14 protein-coding genes are annotated in these 20,106 nt (G+C 35.8%); 9 read left to right on the top strand and 5 right to left on the bottom strand.

Going from position 1 to position 20,106, the window contains the following annotated elements; translation table 11 throughout:
• Window positions 1-134: 134 nt before the first annotated feature.
• The 4 genes from topA to CHELV3228_RS00105 all read left to right on the top strand — a co-directional run bounded on the left by topA (window position 135) and on the right by CHELV3228_RS00105 (window position 4,147).
• A complete protein-coding gene (gene topA, locus CHELV3228_RS00115) occupies window positions 135-2,228 on the top strand; it encodes a type I DNA topoisomerase (RefSeq protein WP_082198977.1) in 2,094 nt (697 codons plus the stop codon).
• Window positions 2,229-2,323: 95 nt separating this feature from the next.
• Window positions 2,324-2,467: a hypothetical protein gene (locus CHELV3228_RS10410; protein ID WP_234980998.1), complete on the top strand. Its 144-nt coding sequence runs from the start codon at window positions 2,324-2,326 to the stop codon at window positions 2,465-2,467.
• Window positions 2,468-2,522: 55 nt separating this feature from the next.
• A complete protein-coding gene (locus CHELV3228_RS00110; protein WP_234980997.1) occupies window positions 2,523-3,047 on the top strand; it encodes an EcoRI family type II restriction endonuclease in 525 nt (174 codons plus the stop codon).
• Window positions 3,048-3,058: 11 nt separating this feature from the next.
• Entirely contained in the window at window positions 3,059-4,147 is a 1,089-nt protein-coding gene (locus CHELV3228_RS00105) for a DNA adenine methylase (RefSeq protein ID WP_082198976.1), read from the top strand.
• On the opposite strand, the gene CHELV3228_RS00100 is transcribed toward CHELV3228_RS00105, so the two are convergent.
• From CHELV3228_RS00100 to CHELV3228_RS00090, 3 genes are read right to left on the bottom strand one after another with little or no spacing between them, the layout of a single operon-like run.
• On the bottom strand, window positions 4,144-5,199 hold the full coding sequence (locus CHELV3228_RS00100; protein ID WP_082198975.1) for a DNA adenine methylase: 1,056 nt from the start codon (window positions 5,197-5,199) through the stop codon (window positions 4,144-4,146). The two genes, CHELV3228_RS00105 and CHELV3228_RS00100, sit on opposite strands and share 4 nt — an antisense overlap.
• Entirely contained in the window at window positions 5,180-6,100 is a 921-nt protein-coding gene (locus CHELV3228_RS00095; protein WP_082198974.1) for a Dam family site-specific DNA-(adenine-N6)-methyltransferase, read from the bottom strand. The genes CHELV3228_RS00100 and CHELV3228_RS00095 overlap by 20 nt, the downstream gene beginning before the upstream one ends.
• A complete protein-coding gene (locus CHELV3228_RS00090; protein ID WP_234980996.1) occupies window positions 6,097-7,392 on the bottom strand; it encodes a hypothetical protein in 1,296 nt (431 codons plus the stop codon). The genes CHELV3228_RS00095 and CHELV3228_RS00090 overlap by 4 nt, the downstream gene beginning before the upstream one ends.
• 255 nt (window positions 7,393-7,647) lie before the next feature.
• Here CHELV3228_RS00090 and argC point away from each other — a divergent pair, with 255 nt between their 5' ends.
• The 5 genes from argC to CHELV3228_RS00065 all read left to right on the top strand — a co-directional run bounded on the left by argC (window position 7,648) and on the right by CHELV3228_RS00065 (window position 12,678).
• Window positions 7,648-8,658, top strand: a complete 1,011-nt coding sequence (gene argC, locus CHELV3228_RS00085) for an N-acetyl-gamma-glutamyl-phosphate reductase (RefSeq protein WP_082198973.1) — start codon at window positions 7,648-7,650, stop codon at window positions 8,656-8,658.
• Between the two features lie 8 nt (window positions 8,659-8,666).
• Window positions 8,667-9,113: a GNAT family N-acetyltransferase gene (locus CHELV3228_RS00080; protein ID WP_082198972.1), complete on the top strand. Its 447-nt coding sequence runs from the start codon at window positions 8,667-8,669 to the stop codon at window positions 9,111-9,113.
• A gap of 8 nt (window positions 9,114-9,121) precedes the next feature.
• Complete coding sequence (argB, locus tag CHELV3228_RS00075; protein WP_082198971.1) at window positions 9,122-9,961, top strand: acetylglutamate kinase; 840 nt, start codon at window positions 9,122-9,124, stop codon at window positions 9,959-9,961.
• Window positions 9,962-11,122, top strand: a complete 1,161-nt coding sequence (locus CHELV3228_RS00070; protein ID WP_082198970.1) for an aspartate aminotransferase family protein — start codon at window positions 9,962-9,964, stop codon at window positions 11,120-11,122. It begins immediately after the preceding gene.
• A gap of 119 nt (window positions 11,123-11,241) precedes the next feature.
• Window positions 11,242-12,678, top strand: a complete 1,437-nt coding sequence (locus tag CHELV3228_RS00065; RefSeq protein ID WP_082198969.1) for a glutamate synthase subunit beta — start codon at window positions 11,242-11,244, stop codon at window positions 12,676-12,678.
• Here CHELV3228_RS00065 and pbpC read toward each other — a convergent pair.
• Both pbpC and CHELV3228_RS00055 read right to left on the bottom strand, forming a co-directional pair.
• On the bottom strand, window positions 12,665-14,893 hold the full coding sequence (pbpC, locus tag CHELV3228_RS00060) for a penicillin-binding protein 1C (RefSeq protein ID WP_082198968.1): 2,229 nt from the start codon (window positions 14,891-14,893) through the stop codon (window positions 12,665-12,667). The genes CHELV3228_RS00065 and pbpC overlap by 14 nt on opposite strands.
• Window positions 14,890-20,094, bottom strand: a complete 5,205-nt coding sequence (locus CHELV3228_RS00055) for an alpha-2-macroglobulin family protein (RefSeq protein WP_082198967.1) — start codon at window positions 20,092-20,094, stop codon at window positions 14,890-14,892. The genes pbpC and CHELV3228_RS00055 overlap by 4 nt, the downstream gene beginning before the upstream one ends.
• Window positions 20,095-20,106 lie beyond the last annotated feature (12 nt).

Genomic DNA, 20,106 nt, shown 5'->3' with positions numbered 1-20,106 from the left:
TCCTTTTTCATAAGATATTGCTTCAAAATTGCTAAAGCTAATCAAGCAAGAAGTGTTCCAAGTTTCACTAAGCACTTTTTAAAATCTTTTAAATATAATGCGAATTTTTAACGCATATAATAAGGTATAGTAAGATGAAAAAAGATTTAATCATCGTCGAGTCTCCTGCAAAGGCGAGAACGATAAGCAATTTTTTAGGCGATAAATTCGAAGTAATGGCGTCAAAAGGACACATTAGAGACCTACCCAAAACAAGCTTTGGCATCAAGATAGAAGAAGATAGCTTCGTGCCTGAGTATAGAATTTCAAAAGACCATAGTGCTTTAGTCAAAGAACTTAAAGCTAAGGCGGCAAAGGCGGGACAAATTTATCTTGCGACGGACGAGGATAGGGAGGGGGAGGCGATAGCGTATCACATCGCAAAAGCCATAGGTAAAGATGAAAACGCCCTGCCTCGCATAGTCTTTCACGAAATCACAAAAAGCGCCATAGAACACGCCCTAAAAAACCCTAGAAAGCTTGATATAAGCTCGGTCAATGCCCAGCAAACTAGGCGTTTGCTAGATAGAATCGTAGGCTATAAACTAAGCCCCCTTTTAGGACAAAAAATTCAAAGAGGCTTAAGTGCGGGTAGGGTGCAAAGTGCGGCGCTTAAAATCATCGTGGATAGAGAAAAGGAAATCCGTGCCTTTGTGCCGCTGGAGTATTTTAGTATCGATATGATTTTTAATAAGGACTTGGAGGCGGAGCTGGTCGAATTTGACAAAAAAAAGCTTGAAAAACTAAGCCTTACAAATAAAGACCGCGCCAAGCTCATCTTAGAAGAGTGCAAAAAGGCGGAATTTAGCGTGGAAAACATAGAAAGCAAGGAACGCAAAATCGCCCCGCCACCGCCCTTTATGACCTCTACGCTGCAGCAAAGCGCGAGTAATAGGCTAGGCTTCACCCCTAAAAAAACGATGATGATAGCGCAAAAGCTTTATGAGGGTGTGAAGACTCATCAAGGCACGATGGGCGTTATCACTTATATGAGAACGGATAGCCTAAATTTAGCTAAAGAGGCGGTAAAGGGTGCTAGGGAATTTATAAAAGAGCATTTTGGAAAAGAGTATCTACCAAGTAAAGAAAATATTTATGCGACTAAAAATAAGGGCGCACAAGAAGCTCACGAGGCTATCCGCCCTACGAATTTAAGCTTTACGCCCAAACTTGCCGCAAAATACCTTGAAAAAGATGAATTAAGGCTTTATACTCTCATTTACAACCGCTTTTTAGCCTGTCAAATGAACCCGGCGCTTTCGCAAAGTGAGGGCGTTTTTGTAAGGGGAGGGAGAGCTTTATTTAAAATCAGTGGGAGGAGAGTATTATTTGAGGGATTTTATAAGGTGTATGGGGATATGGATAAGGATAAAATTTTGCCTGAATTCAAAAAGGGGGAGAAATTAAAGGTGCAGAATTTAGAGCTAAATTCGCATTTTACCGAGCCACCTGCTAGATACTCGGAGGCTGGGCTTGTCAAAAAGCTAGAAAGCCTTGGCATAGGACGCCCCTCCACTTACGCGCCGACTATTTCTATCCTTACGAGTCGTGATTATGTGAAGATTGACAAAAAGCAGCTTGTCCCTAGTGAAGTTGCCTTTAGCGTAACGGAAGTGCTTGAAAAGAATTTTAGCGACATCGTGGATAGTCATTTTACTTCAAATTTAGAAAATACCCTTGATGAAATCGCCGAAAATAAAGCCGACTGGCAAGAGACTTTAAGGGAATTTTACTATCCTTTTATGCGGAAAATCGAGGAGGGCAAAAGCAAAATCAAAAGTCAAAAAACTTTCACAAAACTTGAGGAAAAATGCCCCGAGTGCGGAAGTGAGCTAGCCGTGCGTAAGGGAAGATATGGGGAATTTATCGCTTGTCTTGCCTTTCCAAAATGTCGCTACTCAAGGAATTTAAACAATGAAAATAAAAGTGAGAGTGAAAAGCAAACCAAAAAAACAAACGGCACAGGCATAATTTGCCCTAAATGTAAAAGTGGCGAGGTGGTGGAACGCTTTTCAAAACGGGGGAAATTTTACGGGTGTAATTGCTATCCTAAATGTGATTTTGTCTCAAACTACAAGCCAAGCGAGGAAAAGTGTGAGGAGTGTGGCGAAACTATGGTTATTAAAGAGCTTAAAAAAGGCACTTTTTTAGAATGCCCTAAATGTAAGGTTAAGAAGGAAATGTTATAAGGTCTGTTTGTGTGGATGGGCTGAGTGAAATTGAGGCGGATTTGGTTTTGAGCTTGGGCGGTAATTGTCGTGGTAATGTATAAAAGGAAGTTAAAATGCCAAGAGAAGCTTTACGCAGTAGCGTAGAACAACATAAAGCAAAAAATTTAAAATCAAAAAGTGATGATTTAAATTTGGATTTAGCGATGAAAAAAACTAAAAAATATTTAGAGGAGCGATTTTCTGGGGGGGGTAGCTAATTTTGTAGAAGGCAAGTATTATTTTGAAATCACTAAAAAGCTTGATTTGTCCTTTATGATAGAAAATATTAAAGCCTCTAAGCTTAGGGCTGAATTTGATACGAGTTTTATGGATAGAGCGATTTATCCTGATGGGGGAATTTTATTTTTAAAGAAAAAAGATGAGCCAAATTTTGCTAAGGTGCTTCTCATCACAGAAGCCAAAAGGCAAGGCACAAATGACGAAAGAGCAAAAGAGGGCAGGAAAAAACAAGCCACAGGCAACGCTATAGAAAGATTAGGCAAAAATCTCACAGGCATTAAAGCTATGCTTAATCACGAAAAAATAACACCTTTTGTGTGTTTTGGCTGGGGTTGCGATTTTGCTCCCAGCGAAAAAACGGTGTTAGCAAAACTCAATGTCCTTAACGAATTTTACTATCTTAATAAAACTTACATTTTCAAAACGGACGGCAATAGTAATTTTAATTATTTTTCTCCGGTGAGTATGTATTTTAGAGAAGAAAAATGGAAAGCGGATGAAATGTTTCACATCTGTAAAGAAATAGCCGAAACGGCTTTGAGATATTATATATTTTAGGAGAATTAATTATGCAAGAAAATCCCGCTTTTTTAAAAGAGCAAATTATCACTTATTTGGGTAATAAAAGAGCCTTGCTAGGCTTTTTAAAACAAGGCTTTGACTATGCAAAAAAAGAGCTTAAAAAAGAAAAACTCAGCTTTTTAGATATGTTTAGCGGCTCAGGGATAGTAAGCCGCTTTGCTAAGGCGCATAGTGATTTTATCATTGCAAATGATTTGGAGCTTTACAGCAAAATTATTAATTCTTGTTACTTGGCAAATTTAAGCAAAGATGAACTTGAAAATTTAGCCCTTTTACACCAAAAGCTTTTAAACGCGCCCTTAAAAAAAGGCTTCATCACTGAGCTTTACGCGCCTAAAGATGAAAATGCTATCCAAAAAGATGAACGCGTTTTTTACACTAAAGAAAATGCCCTTTATTTAGACAGCTTAAGACAAGCCATAGATAAGCAAATTCCAAAGCACCTGCGCCAGTTTTTCTTAGCTCCTTTGCTTTATGAAGCTAGCGTTCATGCAAATACAAGTGGCGTTTTTAAGGGCTTTTATAAGGATAAAAACGGGGTGGGGAAATTTGGCGGAGTGGGAGAAAATGCTCTTTCACGCATTAGGGGGAAGATGTGTTTAAAAATGCCTGTTTTTTCGAATTTTCACTGCGAATTTGAGGTTTTGCAAAAGGACGCAAATCTTTTAAGCGAAGAGCTTGAAAGGCTTGATTTAGCTTATTTTGACCCGCCTTATAATCAGCACCCTTACGGCTCAAACTATTTTATGCTAAATCTCTTGGCTACTTATGAAAAGCCTACTGAAATTTCTAAGGTAAGTGGCATACCAAAGCAGTGGAATAGAAGCGTGTATAATAAGGCAAAAGAAGCAGAGGACGCACTTTTTGAGCTTATGGCTAAAACGCGTGCGAAAATTCTTTTACTCTCTTATAATTGTGAAGGTTTTGTGAAAAAAGAAAATTTTATTAAAAGGCTTGAAAAGCTTGGAAAATGCTTTATTTTAGAGCAAAATTACAATGCTTTTAGAGCTAGTCGCAATCTTAAAAATCGTCCCATACATATTAAAGAACAGCTTTATATCGTTAAAAAAGCTTAGGTTGATTTTTCAAGCACCCATAAATATTCAAATACACCATTTTTCTGCACTTTAGCATTACTTTTAAATCGCCTATAAGGAATTTCATAAAAACTTACTTTACCAAAGGATTCTAAAAGCTTGAAAATAGAATCTTTTTGCATAATTCCATCACTATTGTAACTTAACACTAAGTTTTTATAGCAAGGTAATTTTGCAATATTTTCTAGCTGTATTAAAGCAGTTTTTGCGTTACAAAATAGGCTTTTTTGCTTCCCCCACTCACGCATTCCAGCCACACCTTTAATACTAGGATTATCATATCTTGCAAGGGTTTCTAGTAAATGATAATTTGGGGCGTATTGTCTTTGATTATAAGGCGGGTCAAGATAAAGTATATCAATAGACTTTTTAAAACCTTGCAAAATCTTTACGCTATCCCCGCAAAAGCACTCCCCGCTTATGCCCTGCGAAAACTCAATAGCCTTTAACATAAAAGGCTTTAAAGCTCTTTTATCCCAACTCTTACAAAATGCTGCATACACACCTGCCACATTTGCAAATAAAGACACAGATTCTAAAAGCGTGGCAAGGAGGATAAAATACTCACTCTCGTTGATATGATTTTCATTTTTCCATTGCTCTATTTGCAAACGCATCGCATCTATTTTTTGTGCATTTTCTTGTGTGAAATACATTCTTGCATTTGTCGGGTTGGGTGCATAATGTGTGCCAATAAAGCCTTGCACACCACGCAAAGAATTTAAAAAATTTAGCACCTTTTCATAAGGAGTGTTAAAAAAAGTGGGGTTTTGCAAGGATTGTTTTTCTAGTAAAAGCTTTTCAAAAGTTGGAATCCCATACTCCAAATATGCTTTTTGCAAACAATAAGAAAAATACAGCATATCACTACTATATACTTTAAAGCCTTTATGCCTAAAGAATTTCCCCACACTTACACTGCCGCTAAAAACATCAAAAAAGCTTTGGTTTTCTGCCTTAATAAGCCTAAGTTTTTGTAAAAAGTCATAAATGATGGGGGCTAATTTTTCTTTATTGCCAATAAAACGCATTATCCGCCTTGTAATTTGTAATGAATACTTCTTGCGTGTGTTGTTTATCCCTATATTTTGCTTGATAATTTGCATTTGTATAGTGTGCTTGTATGGTGTGAATATAAAAATTATACTTTTCTAGCCATTGTTTTAAAAGCTTATTTTCTTGTCCTTTGTGGGTAAGGACATTTGAAAGTCCAAAGAGAATGCCTTTAGAATCTAGTTTGCTAAGATAGTTTAAAAGCCATTTTTCTAGGCTTTCATTCCAGCCACTAAAACCCCTTTTACCATCATTATAAGTGCCCTGCGTGATAAGATAGGGTGGGTCGCAATACACAAACAATTCTTTATCTTGCATAGAATCTAAAGTGCTAAAAATTTCACTAAAATCAAGGCTAGAAAATGTGATACTGATTTGTTGTAGGGATTGTATAAAATCAATGAGATTGATTTTCATTTGTGGGTTAAAACTTGAGCGATTTCTGCCAAAAGGGGTATTAAAATGATGTGCGTTATTAAAGCGTATTTGATGATTAAAACTAAAAGCAAGAAGTGCAAGTAATTTTAAAGGATGTTTATACGCATTATAATCCTGTCTTAAAAGTTTATAACCCTCTGCATTTTCTTTGCTTAAAGCATAAAAATGTATGATTTGCTCTATTTCTTGCAGTGTTTTCTCTAAAGGATTTTGTTGCAAAAATCTTAAAAGAGCGATAAGATAACTTAAATTATCATTTGCCAAAATTCGCTTGGCATTGACATTGATTGCTACATTACAACCTCCACAAAATACATCTATAAAAGTATCAATTCTTTTAGGAAATAAGGGTAGGATTTGGGGTAATATTTTGTATTTTCCGCCAATGTAATTGAGCGGTGATTTGATATAGCTTGGTTTTGAGTGTATTATTTTTGTCATTGTGGTTTCCAAAATGCGAGTAAATTTTCTAAGCTTTGTATAAAAATTTTTGGTGCTTTAATCCCTAAAATCATCTTGCCTTTTTCGTTAAGTAAAAAGCCTACTTCAATATCTATAATTTCCTCACATAAAGAGCCATAAAGCACAAGAGTGCGGATAATTTTATAATTTTTATAATATTTTGAGATATACTCTGTCTCTATGCAATCATAATTGTTTAATTCTTTGATTCCTTGTTGCTTGTTGATATATTTTTTACCCTCAATATTGATAATTTCAAGGTTTTTAGGGTCAAGTAAAATCAAATCAGGAATAAAAAGCCTTGCCTTTTTATTGCCTTGCTTATAAGATTGCTTATCCTCATATTTTTGTAACGCTATGTAATTACCATCTGCTGTTAAAAAATAGCTTTTTTCACATCCTGCGTGATTTTCAAAAATTCCATAAGCACTGCTAAAATGCTCCACAACAAGATGGATAAAAATTGTCGCAAGTTTCTCGCCTTGTGTTTCATAATGCCAATATGTTTGTGGTAATTTTGCTTTTGGAATTGTAAGTCCATCTAAGTCAATATGTAGCATATTTGCTATTTGTATAAATTTATTATTTTTGCCAAGATGTTTTTGTTCTAAGCCGTGATGTGTGATAGTAAGATTCTCTTTAAACCCCAGCTTTCGTAACGCTGCACAAATACCACTTACCGCCCCAATATTTGGGTCGTGAGATAGGGTATTTGCTTTAAAAAGTCTTGCACTTATAAAGATTATATCTTTAACTTTGTGGATGTTGAGTGGAGTATTATTTTTTGGTGGTTTTCTCATTGAATTTTTATAGGCTACCAATTCTTCAATATTTTCAAAAGGTTTTAAAATCTCATTATTTTCTCTAAAATCCTTTCCCATAATCTCCACACCCAAAGTGCGTAAAATCCTTGTGCCAAAAATTGAAGTTTGTGTGGGGCTTTTGAGTTCGGTTTTAAGATTGTAAAACATAATTTTTGTTGTCTGTGGATAAAAATTGTTAAGATAGACAAATTTAGTAATGCGTTGATATACGCCTGTATTGCGGCTTTCACTATCGTTTGTCTTTGTCTCTTCAATCGCATAAAGTGGAATATCTTTAGGAGTAGGCTCATTCTCTTGAAAAAATATAAGATAATCTACAAAACTACTCGTCCCACTCACAATTTTGACATAGATTTTTTCAATCGCCTTGCACGACACGCCTAGAATCTCATAGCTAAAAGTAAAGCAATTTTCTTTAACAATGGGTAAAATTTTAAGAGTATCCACAAAACTTTTTATCCTGTAAAAATCTTGTGATTATAGTGTGTAAAACCTCTTGTTTTGGTCGCTCTTCTGTGAGGATATAAAGATTCAAATCTTTCCTTTTCTCTTTTTATGAAATTATAACATAGCAATAAAAGCTTTGTTTAATGTGGCTTTGAAGGCAGATTTATCATTATAAGTTTAGAATTTTCTTAATACTTTTTAAATCAATTTTTATTTTAAAATAATATAATCGAAATCTCAAAATTAAGGAAAAAAATGGAACTTAAGGTAGGAATTTTAGGTGCTAGTGGCTATGTGGGTAATGAGCTTGTGAAAATTCTCTCAAAACACCCCAAAACAAAGCTTACTTACATAGGCTCAAAAAATAATGTAGGACAAAGTTACAACGCCCTTTATCCGCACTCAAATTTAAGTCTTCAATTTGCTAGCGAGGATTTAAGTAAAATTCAGCTTGATGTGCTTTTTATGGCGACTCCGCACGAATTTAGTGCGAGTTTTATTAATGATGCTTTATTAAAGCGTATGAAAATTATCGATTTGAGTGCGGATTTTCGCTTGAAAAATTTGCGAAATTATGAGCTTTATTATCATTTTACTCACCCTAATGAAAAGCTTGTCAAAGAGGCTGTTTATGGGCTTAGTGAGCTTTATTGTGAGGAGATAAAAAAGGCGCGTTTAGTGGCAAATGCGGGCTGTTATACGACTTGCTCTATCCTTAGTCTTTATCCTGTGGTGAAGGAAAAAGTGATTGATTTAAGCTCCATTATCATCGACGCAAAAAGCGGAGTAAGTGGGGCTGGACGCGGAGCTAAGATAGAGAATTTATTTTGTGAAGTTAATGAAAATTTCAAAGCCTACGCCATAGCTTCGCACCGTCATACACCAGAGATTGAGGAGCAATTAAGCCTTGCAGCAAATGAGGAACTAAAAATTCAATTCACCCCTCATCTTGTGCCTATGCAAAGGGGGATTTTAGCAAGTATTTATGCGAATTTAGCCTGTGATTTAGATGAAGTGGAGTTAAGAAAAATTTATGAAAAATACTATAAAGATAAGCTTTTCATTCGCCTTTTGCCTGAAAAAACTTATCCGCAAACGCATTTTGTAAGCCATAGTAATTTTATGGATCTTAATTTTTGCATAGATAAACGCACAAAAAGACTTATCATCATCGGTGCTTTGGATAATTTAGTCAAAGGTGCGGCTGGACAAGCGGTGCAAAATATGAATTTAATGTTTGATTTTGATGAAAATTTAGGATTTTAGGAGGATTTATGAAAATTAGGGCAATGCAAGAGAGTGATTATGAAAAAGTGTATGCTTTGTGGTGTGAAATTAAGGGCTTTGGTCTAAGAAGTATTGATGATAGTTTTGAAAATATCAGTGCTTTTTTGAGGCGTAATCCCGGTTTGAGTGCTGTGGCAGAACTTGATGGCGAAATAGTAGGGAGCATACTTTGCGGACACGATGGACGCACGGGCGGCTTTTACCATGTATGTGTGCATAAAAATCATAGAAAAAAGGGCATAGCACACGAGATGACAAAATTTTGCCTAGAGGCGCTTAAAAAAGAAAAGATTAATAAAATTGCCCTCATTGCTTTTAAAAGCAATGATTTGGGTAATGAGTTTTGGAGGCATTATGGCTTTACTTTGCGAGAAGATGCAAATTATTATGATTTATCCCTAAATGATAATAACAAAACGAATTTTAACCATTAGGAAAAATAATGCAAAAATACTTAGAAAAAGCGCAAACCCTCATCGAAGCTTTGCCCTACATACGCAAATTTAACTCTAAAATCATACTGATAAAATACGGCGGCTCTGCTATGGAAAATGACGAGCTAAAGCACTGCGTTATGCAAGACATCGCCCTTTTAAAACTTGTAGGCTTAAAGCCCGTCATAGTTCATGGCGGAGGCAAGGATATTTCAAAACTCTGTGAAAATTTAGGCATTAAAAGCGAATTTAAAAATGGGCTAAGGATTAGCGATAAAGAAACAACAAAAGTAGCTGAAATGGCACTCTTGCAAATCAATAAAAATCTTGTGCAAAATTTAGAGTGTTTAGGCGTGAAAGCTATAGGAATTTGTGGTAAGGACGGGGGGCTTTTGCAGTGTGAGAAAAAAGACGAGGATTTAGGCTTTGTGGGTGCAATTTCTAGTGTTAAGGTGGGAATTTTAAATGAGCTTTTAGAAAAGGACTTTTTACCTGTTATCGCTCCTGTGGGAATGGATGAGAGCTTTAACACTTATAATATTAACGCCGATGACGCCGCTTGTGAATTAGCCAAGGCTTTAAAAGCAGAAAAGCTCGTTTTTTTAAGTGATATTGCAGGGCTTTATAGGGATTTTGACGATAAAAATTCGCTCATTTCAAAAATTACTATAAATGAGGCAAAAACCTTGCTTTCTTCTTTGCAAGGAGGTATGCTAGTCAAGCTTAAATCCTGCATTGACGCTTGTGAAAATGGCGTGAAAAAAGTGCATATTTTAGATGGACGCGTGAAGCATTGTTTATTGCTTGAATTTTTTACCGATGAGGGTATAGGGACTTTGGTGGTGTAAATGTTACTTGAGGTTTATAATAAATTTGGACTGACTTTGACAAGGGGTAATGGCGTTTATCTTTATGATGATAAAAATAGGGAATTTTTAGACTTTTCAAGCGGTATAGGTGTGTGTGCCTTAGGATACAATCACGCACATTTTAACGAAGCTTTAAAAAAGCAAATTGATAAAATTTTACATACAAGTAATCTTTATTTTAACGAACAAGTTTTAAAAGCTACCAAAAATTTAACCAAAGCTTCAAAACTTTCTCGCGTTTTTTTCACAAATTCAGGCGCGGAAAGCATAGAAGGGGCGATGAAAGTGGCACGCAAATACGCTTTTAACAAGGGTATTAAAAACAGCTCTTTCATCGCTTTTAAAAATTCTTTTCACGGACGTACTTTGGGAGCTTTGTCTTTAACGGCAAATGAAAAGTATCGAAAGCCTTTTAAGCCCTTGATTAACGGAGTAAAATTTGTCTCGTTTAACGACCTAGAAAGTGTAGAAAAGCTTGTCAATGAAAAAACCTGTGCCATAGTGCTTGAGAGTGTGCAAGGTGAGGGAGGGATAAATCCTGCCTCAAAAGAGTTTTATCAAGGCTTAAGAAGGCTTTGTGATGAAAGAGATATTTTGCTTATCGCTGATGAAATTCAGTGCGGAATGGGGCGTAGTGGGAAGTATTTTGCTTATGAGCATAGTGAGATTTTACCTGATGTTTTGACAAGTGCTAAAGCTCTTGGAAATGGTGTGAGCGTGGGGGCATTTGCATTAAGCGAAAAGGTGGCAAAAAACTCACTTGTGGCAGGAGACCACGGAAGCACTTATGGGGGAAATCCTTTTGCCTGTGCGGCGGTAAATGCGGTGTTTGAAATTTACGCAAAAGAAAAGATACTTAGCAGAGTTTTAAAGCTAACGCCTCATTTGGAAAAAGTGCTAGATGAGGTGGCAGGAGAATTTGACTTTTGCGGGGAAAGAAAAGGGCTTGGCTTTATGCAAGGACTTCGTTTAAATCCTAAAGTAAAAGTGGGCGATGTGCTTAAAAAATGCCGTGAAAATCGTCTTTTGCTTTTAAGCTGCGGCAAAAATGACTTAAGATTTTTACCACCTTTAATCACAGAAAAAACGCACATTGACACTATGGGTGAGATTTTGAGGAAAGTTTTGAAAAGTTTTTAGAATTATTTAAATATTTAAAGAAAATAAAACAAATAAATAACCAGAAAATTATCATATACTTTATTGCAAATTGATTTAAAAAATTTAGAGTATAATCAACGATAATTAAAGGAGTAAAAATGGGAAATGCAAGAGGATTTTTAGATTTTAAAAGGGTGAGTAATAAAAAAGCGCCTCCGCTTGAGCGTGTGAAAAATTTCAAAGAATTTATAAAGCCTTTAGATAAAAAAGAGCGTGAAATTCAAGGTGGGAGGTGTATGGATTGTGGTGTGGCGTTTTGTCATACGGGAAAAATTAGCGAGGGTAAGGACATAGGCTGTCCGCTAAATAATCTCATCCCCGAGTGGAATGACCTGCTTTATCGCTCTTTATGGGAAGAAGCCTTTAAGCGCCTAGATTTGACTAATCCTTTCCCCGAATTTACAGGGCGAGTGTGTCCTGCTCCGTGTGAAGACTCTTGCGTGTGTGCGATAAATGGCGAGAGTGTCAGCATAAAAGATAATGAGTTGGCTATCATAGAAAATGCCTTTAAAGAGGGCTTAGTAACCCCCCAAAAGCCTCAAAAATATAGTGGCAAAAAAATAGCCATCATAGGAAGCGGACCTGCGGGACTTGCCTGTGCGTATTCTTTAAATTTGCTAGGCTATAAGGTAAGCGTTTTTGAGCGGAGTGATAAAGCCGGGGGACTTTTGATGTATGGCATCCCTGATATGAAGCTAGAAAAAAACATAGTGCAAAGACGCATAGACTTATTAGAAAAAAGTGGCGTGGAATTTAAACTAAATCAAAACATCGATAGCAAAGAAAAAGCAAACAAACTTTTAAAAGAATTTGACGCCCTAATCCTTTGCACAGGTGCGAGTGAGCCAAATGCCCTAAACATCAAGGGCAAGGATTTAAAGGGCGTGGAATTTGCTATGGACTTTCTTAGTGAAAATACCAAAACTCTACTTAAAAATGGAAAAGCTGCCACCACCGCTAAAGATAAAAATGTGCTTGTGATAGGAAGTGGGGATACGAGTGTCGATTGTATCGCGGTGGCTTTAAGGCAGGGGGCTAAAAGCATTACGCGTTTTGAAAGAAGTCCTAAAAAATCGCCCGTGCGTGAAACAAATAATCCTTGGCCTTTAAAAGCGGATGTTTTTAGCACAGATTACGGCTTAGAAGAGGCTAAGGCAGTGTATGGTAAAGATGTGCGCGAATATCAAAAGCTCACTAAGGAATTTGTAGGCAAAGAAAAAATCGAGGGCGTTTTAGCCTGTGATTTAAAACGCGAAAAGGGCAAAAATGTCGAAGTCAAGGGCAGCGAGAAGCTTTATAAGGCGGATTTAGTGCTTTTGGCTATGGGCTTTAGTGGGAGTGAGAAAGCTATCAGTGCAAATTTTGGCGTGAAATTTGATGAAAAAAATAATGTCGCCACAAAAAATTTCAAAACTACGCACGAAAAAATCTTTTCTTGCGGAGACGCTAGAATGGGTCAAAGCCTAGTCGTATGGGCGATAAAAGATGGGCTTTTATGTGCTTTGAGTGTGCATAAAGAACTTAGTGGCGAGTAAGCGTGGGTCCCTCCACGCTAAATTTTATCGTATCAAATTCCCCATTTTCCCCTATGATAAAAAGCTCATATTCGCCCAAACTCAAATTTAAACTTAACTCCATTTTCTCCCCCTCATAAAGCAAAGTCTTATTTAAATACCAAAAAAGCTTTTGCTGATTTAAATTCGCTACTTTGATAATCAAGGGCTTCTTTCCATCAAAATCCCTTGCTAAAATCAATTTTAAATTGGATTTAGGATATAAAATTTTGAGATTTTTATCCCCTTTAAAAGTGATATTTTCTTTCTCTAAAAAACTCCTCGCAAAAGTTGGTAATTCAAATTTCACCACAGTCTTAGCCTTAGTAAAATTTTCATCTAAGGAATCAAGCTTTTTACCCTCAAATTCAAAGCTTTTCTTTAAAAAAGGCGAGGTTTTTAAAACCTTTACCTCCACAGGATAAAGCCCTAAAGTATAAGCCCCGCCCAAACTTTCATCATAGCGGTATTTGCTCGGTGTATCAAGCTTTATCTGCCTTAAACCTTTATTTTCAAAAGCCAAATTTGTAGAATCAAGCAAACCAAAAAGCTCGAAAAGCAACTCCCCCGCCACGCTCACGCCGTATAAATTTGCATTTTCTTCGCCACTAAAATTCCCCACCCAAACTCCAAGCGTGTATTTAGGCGTTACGCCCATAGCCCAAGCGTCCTTTCTGCCATAGCTTGTGCCTGTTTTCCAAGAGATGACTTTATCTGCGTTAAAACGCTCCAAACCAAGCCTTTGCACATCTTTAAGAGCCTCCAAAGTCAAAGAAGCACTCCCACTTGAAAACATCTTTTTCACTCCACTTAAGCTTTCATCTCTTAAAAAAGATAAATTTGCCAAAACGCCGTAATTTCCCAAACCCAAATAAAGCTTAGTCATCTCTTCAAGACTAAATTCTTTCGTCCCCAAAATTAAAGAAAGTCCATATTGTTTATAATTTTCTTCCTTAAAGTCCAAAAATTCCCTAAGCTTGTAAAAAAATTTTTCATAGCCATACTCTTGCAAAAGTGCGACAAAAGGGACATTTAAAGATTTTTGCAAGGCTTCATCTAAGGGGATTAAGCCATAGTATTTTTGGTTTGCATTTTTAGGACTAAAATTTGAAAAATAAGTCGGCACATCAAGCACCAAAGATTTCGCTCCTACAAGCCCCTCATCTATGCTTAAAGCGTATAAAAAGGGCTTTAAAATAGACCCTACGCTTCTTTTTGCCGCCGCACCATTTATCTGCCCTAAATCTTTCATATCGTAAAAATCTTGCGAACCCACATAAGCTAGAGTTTTGTAGCTTTTTGTATCGGCTAAAATGATGGCTAAATTACGAATACCTTGTTGTTTTAATTTTTTAGAAAATTGTGCGGCTTTTTCTTCGAATTTGAGCTGCAAATTTTTATCAATGCTTGAAATTTGCACCTTATTTTCATCATTAAGCATTCTTAATGCAAGATGAGGAGCGATATTTTTACGCGCTTTAAATTTTGGCAAAGGCTCTTTTAAAGAAAGCTCGTAAAGCTCTTTTGAAAAAGCATTTTTCTCATAAAGTTTTTTTAAAAGGGCATTTCTTTTTTGCAGAAGCAAAGGCTTATTTTTTTCTAAATTAATGAGTCCGGGCTGATTTGGCAAGATAGCTAGTAAAGCACTTTGCGCCCAAGTTAAATGCTCTTTTTGCGTGTCAAAATAAAATAAAAGCGCCGCTTCATAGCCTACTAAATTCCCCCCATAAGGTGCATTACTTAAATAAAGCTTTAAAATATCTTCTTTGCTTAAGGCATTTTCTAAAGCAAAGCTTTGAATCATTTCTTTAAATTTATTAAAATAAGTCCTTTCATTTTGCCCCCAAAGCTTGATAGTTTGCATTGTTAGTGTGCTAGCTCCACTTCTTTTAGCTTTGAATAAATTATCCCTAAAAGCTCTTAAAAGGGCTGAAAAATCTACTCCATTATGCGTATAAAAATCCTTATCTTCATACGCCAAAACTGCGGTTTTTAACCTTTGAGGAACAGCATTTGTTTTGATATGAAATTGCTCTTTTTCGTTTAAAAAAACGCTCAAAAGCTCTTCATTTTTATCATATAAAACCTTACTATAACGCTTTTCAAAATCACTCAAAAGCCTCTTTTCATCAAAACTAAAATAAAAATAATTCACAAAAGCAAGACAAATAGCCAAAAAACAGAGCAAAAGTCTCATCTTGTTACGATGACTTTTTTGCTCTCGCCTAAAGCCCTAAATGCCTCATCATACATCGCTTCTACATAAGCTCCGCTTAGGCTAAAAGTCCCAGCATTCACGGCATTTAATTTAATAAAAAAGTCCATTTGCGCGTCTTCTTGATGAAAAAACCACATAATTTTATCGTCCCTAATGTCAATAAAATTAAGCGGACTATTTTTAACAAAAGAAGGCGTATTTTTATCCAAAATATTTTCAGCGACTTCCCAGCCACTTGGTAAAATTTGCGTTAAAGCTAAATTTTCGATAGATTTATGTCCAAAAACGCTAATTTTCATCCAAAAACTTTGCGGCGCTTTTAAAAGGCTTTCATTTATCAAATTTCCATTTTCATCATAAAATTCACGCTTGATAGTGAGATTTTGACTAAAAGGCTCACTATTTAGTTCTTTTTTCACACCCTCCACACCAAAAATTCCAAACATATCTTCTTTCGCCTCTATAATAGCCTTACCCTCTTTAAAGCTAAAAATTTGCATTTTATTTTGATTAAGCTCTATTTTTTCGTCATTTAGCTCAAGTCTAGCATTCATAGGGCTTAAATTTTCATCTAAATTGAAACTTTTTGCCAAAGCAAACAAAGCATAAGCACTTGTTTGCGTAGAAAGATATTGATTCGAGCTTAAAGCCTCACTTAAATTTTTTACCAAATTTTCATTTTTCACGCCATAAATTTGCTTATAAGCGTTTGCGATAATGGCTTCTTCTCTAAGCGTTGAGCCGTAGGTTAAATGATAATTTGTCGCATTTGGCTTAGTCGCACTAGCACTAGCAATCTTACCCGCGATGTCCTCTAAGCCAGAGATTTTATAAGCTGCAGCTAACTGCCATTTAGCTTCATTACTCAAATTCTCTAAATTTTCATAAAGCAAATTCATCGCTGTGATATTTGGCTCTTTTGCTAAAGCTAAAAGATAAAGCATATTTGCTTTAATGTCTGCATTGTTTTTTGTATCTTGGACGAAATTTTGCGTAAATTTAAGCCATTTTTTTAACATTCCGCTTGGCACATAATAGCCTTGCTCTTTTGCCAAAAGTAAAAACAACCCAGCATAATAGCTCCCCCAAGCACTGCTCGTTTTCCCACCACTCCAGTAGGCAAAACCGCCATCACTTGTTTGAAAGCTTGCTAATTTTTCTATGGCTTTGTTGATATGATTAACCGCTTTTTGTTCGTCAAATTCCACACCAAATTTATCTAAGAAAAGTTGAGGTAAAGCCGAAGAAATCGTCTGCTCCACACAGCCATAAGGATAGCTTAATAAATACTTCACACGCTTATCAAGCTCTAAAATAGGCTTAGAAGAAAGTTTTAAAACTCCTTTTGCCGTGCCTTTTAAATACGCATCACTAAGGCGAAATTCCCTTTTTTCTCCCGCCTTTAAAACAAAACTTTCGCTCTCATAGGTGTAAGGATTATGCGGCTTAATGTCTATCTCTACGCTATTATGACTAATAAAATCTTTCGCCTTAAGCTCAAATTCCAAACGCTCCACGCCCGTGCCATTTGTCTTAGCTTTAAATTCTAGCATTTGCTCATTTTTATTTGCTAAATCAATCCTTAAGCTTTCTTGCTCAAATTCTACCAGCCCTTTTGCACTCTTAACGCTCAAAACCGCCTCTTTAATTGTATCTTTCGTTTTGAAAATCTGCGTCAAAAGACTAAATTCATCATTTGTTTTTAAACTTCTCGGCAGAGTTTCAAGCATCACTAAAGGCGCACTTACTTTAATATTTTTCTCCACACTCGCGTAAGAGTTTTGCTTATGCGCAATTAGCATTAATCTTAAAGAGCCAACATAATTTGGCATTTTAAATTTAAGCCTAGCAAAACCCAAATCATCACTTTTTGCAGGAGCATTAAATAACACCACAGGCTTAAAACGCTCCGCATTTTCATCTTTTACCTTAAAATTTGCTCCCCCACTACTTAAAGCATCGCCGCCCGTAGCCTTAGAGATAATTTGACTATAAGTATCAAAACTTAAAAGTTTCAAGCCTGTTTTAGCGTAAAAGTATCCATAAATATCAGGCGTTTTAAAAGCACTAATATCCAAAAGTCCCTCATCAACCAAAGCAAGAGTGTAGAAAAATGACTCTTTATTTTTACTTTGAATTTGCACCTCAAATTCTTCATTTGGCAAAAGCGTTTCAGGGGCTTTTAGCTCAAGCTCTAAATGCGCTTTAGGATTTTGCACTCTCAAAGGCAAGACACCAAAAAGCCTCAAAGCTCTATCATTTTCCGTCAAATGATAATCTTGAAACAAACTCACGCTCATATAAACATTAGGCGCGTAAGATTCTTTCATCTCAAATTCTACGCTCGTGCTTTTATCTTTAGTATCGATGATGAAACGCTTTAAAATTTTTGCATTATCACTTAAAGTGATTAAAGCCTTAGCTCCCGCCACACTTTCAAATTCAACCCTAGCTTTTTCCCCTATCTTATAATCTTGCTTATCACTTTTAATCTTTAAAGAATTTAGCACATCAGCCTTACTTGGCTCACCAAAAGAGCCTACATAAAAGCTTTGCATAGCACTCACTCCACTTTCTTCATCGCTAAGTTCTATTATCATCTCGCCAAAATGCCCCTTAGTGTCAAAGCTAAATTTCACAGGCTCATTTTTTGAAACCACACTCCCACTTTCGATAAGCTCGGTATGGCTATCTTGCTTAATGGAGCGTAAAAACTCCTCATAATCGTCATAATCCCACCACCAAGAATAGCTATTTTTATAAATTTTATAATGCAGTTTTTTCCCCTCCACCAAATTCTGTGTCAAATCACCCACAATAGCTTCAAATTCTACCTTTGCACCCTCTAAAATATGATTATTTTCTAGGTTCTTAAGCCCGACAAAATAATCATATTTGTTATAAGAAAGCTCTTTAACGCTCTTAACACCTCTTCCCCCGCCCTCAAAAACCTCGCTGATAAGATTAATCCTAAAATTCTGCCCCTTAGAATTTAAAATTTTACTTGGGATTTTAACCCTCTCACTTATCATCCCCTCACTATCTAAAACGCCTTTGGTGCGAAGCTCATCTTTTAAATTGAGTAAAGAAAAATTTCTAAAAGAAAAACTTGGGTATTTTGCATTTTCATAAGGCTTAGGAGTAAAATAAAGCTTATTTTCATACGCTAAATTTGAAGCTTTCGCGCCGAAAAGATAGTGCGAAGTTACCGTATAATTTATATCCTCGCTTACATTTTCATCAGCCATAATTTCAACTTTTATGCGATTTGGCACGACATTTTGCACTAAAATATCTTTAAAAAATTCCCTCCCAGCTATGTTAAATTCTGCCCTATACATTCCACTTGGAGCAGTTTTTTCAAGCTTTAATTTCTCATAAAACATATCATTTGCACTATGCAAAGTTTTTTCTAAAATTTTTTGCCCTTTTGGATTGTAAAAGCTTAAATTTACAGGGTGAGTAATGCTTCCCTTATCATTTCTTGCAACAAGGCTAAGATGAATGGTATCTCCCGGTCTATAAACACCTCTTTCCGTGTAAATAAAAGCCTTAATCGCATCTTTTTCTTGCAAACCTGCCACATCATAACCATCAGTTGAAAGAGGATTGCTAAGCTTTAAAACACTCATTTGTGTGCTATCGTAAGCTAAAATGTATAAAAGCTCCTCGCGTTTGACATTTTCAAAACTAGCGTCCCCATTTTCATTTGTTAGGGCGGTTTTGATGGTTTGGTTGCGTTTGTCGATAAGCTCGATTTTTACATTTTTCAAAGCCTTATTTTGACTAAAATCTCTCGCGTGAATGACCAGACTTTCATTTAAAAGCTGTGCGTTTAGGGCGATGTTAGAAAAAATGATATTTTTAGCGATATCAAGACGATTTTCGATTTTATATCTTTGCTCTTTTTCTTCAAATTCATAGTCATACTTCAAAGGTTTTACATTTATCACAAAAATCCCGCTAAAATCTTTAAGTTTAGCCAAATTTATCTTCGTTTGCACCCAAGCATTTTTTTGACTTTCAACCGCCAATTTTTCTTTTAAAACACTCTTTGAAACATAACCAAAACCTCCACCAGCATTATAAACATCACGGCTGCTATCCGTCTTATAACCCAAAAGCTCTTTAAATCTTAAATACTGGCTTATATTATTCGTAAAAACTTGATAAACCTCAACTTGCACTTCTTTTAAATTACGGCTCTTAAGATAAATTGTCTTATTCGCTCCACTTTCTAAAAAAACGCCCTCGCTCGCAAAACTTAAACTCGGCTCTAAATCCTTAAAACTAAATTCCACTCTTTCTCCGCTATTTACCAAACCTTGCTTCGATTTAAGTCCTTGCATTAGGGTTAAAGCATAAGTTTCGTTCGGTTTGAAATTCGCAGAGATTTTAAGCTCTTTTCCTACGCTATAAATTTTTGCATCGATAGTGGGGGTAATGCTAACAAAATCCTTAAAATTTTGCCTTTCATCTAAGTCTTGACTGAAACGCAAACTTAGCATATTGTCCCTGCTAAAAGCACCTAAAAAAACAAAATCTTCATTTTGAAGCTTCACAGGACTTTGAAATTTAAGCTCCAAAGGCTTTTCTAAACCCTCGCTTAATGCTAATCGCACTTCTTTAGGCTTGACACCTTTTTCAAATTCCTCACTTTGCAAAAGATAAAAACGCCCTAGCGTATCTTTCAAAGAAAAGCTTAAATTTTCGTTATCTAAACTAAGCTTTAAATGATTCTTTAAAAAAGCTTCATCATAAAATACACCCTTACTAAGCTCTATGTTAAAACGCACCTTGTCCTTACCAAGCTCCTCAAAATTTGCATTCACAGCCCTTAAATTCGCGTAAGAAGTTTTAAAATTTAATGTTACAAGCTCTTTATCAATTCTAAATTCAAGCTTATAATCCTTTTGTGCCTCGAGCTTAGGATAAAGAAAAAGCGTATCATTTTCCACGCCGACCATAAAATTGACTATCTTATCGTTGAGTTTAAAACTTAAATTTGTTAAATCTTTATCTTTTAAAAAATCTTCTTTAAATTCGACAAAAATGCTTTCATTTTGCGTGATTGTTCCTTGCGTTTTTGCACGGACAAAGCTTTCATTTTCTACATTTTCTTTGGAACAAGCCATAAAAATTAACGCAAAAATTAATCCCAAAAACCCTTTTTTAAGCATTTATTATCCCTT

The sequence above is a fragment of the Campylobacter helveticus genome, from assembly GCF_002080395.1.
In the GTDB taxonomy this organism is placed as follows: Bacteria; Campylobacterota; Campylobacteria; order Campylobacterales; family Campylobacteraceae; genus Campylobacter_D; species Campylobacter_D helveticus.
The sequence above is the reverse complement of the archived record's forward strand: the minus strand, read 5'-3'. Positions and strand labels throughout refer to the sequence as shown.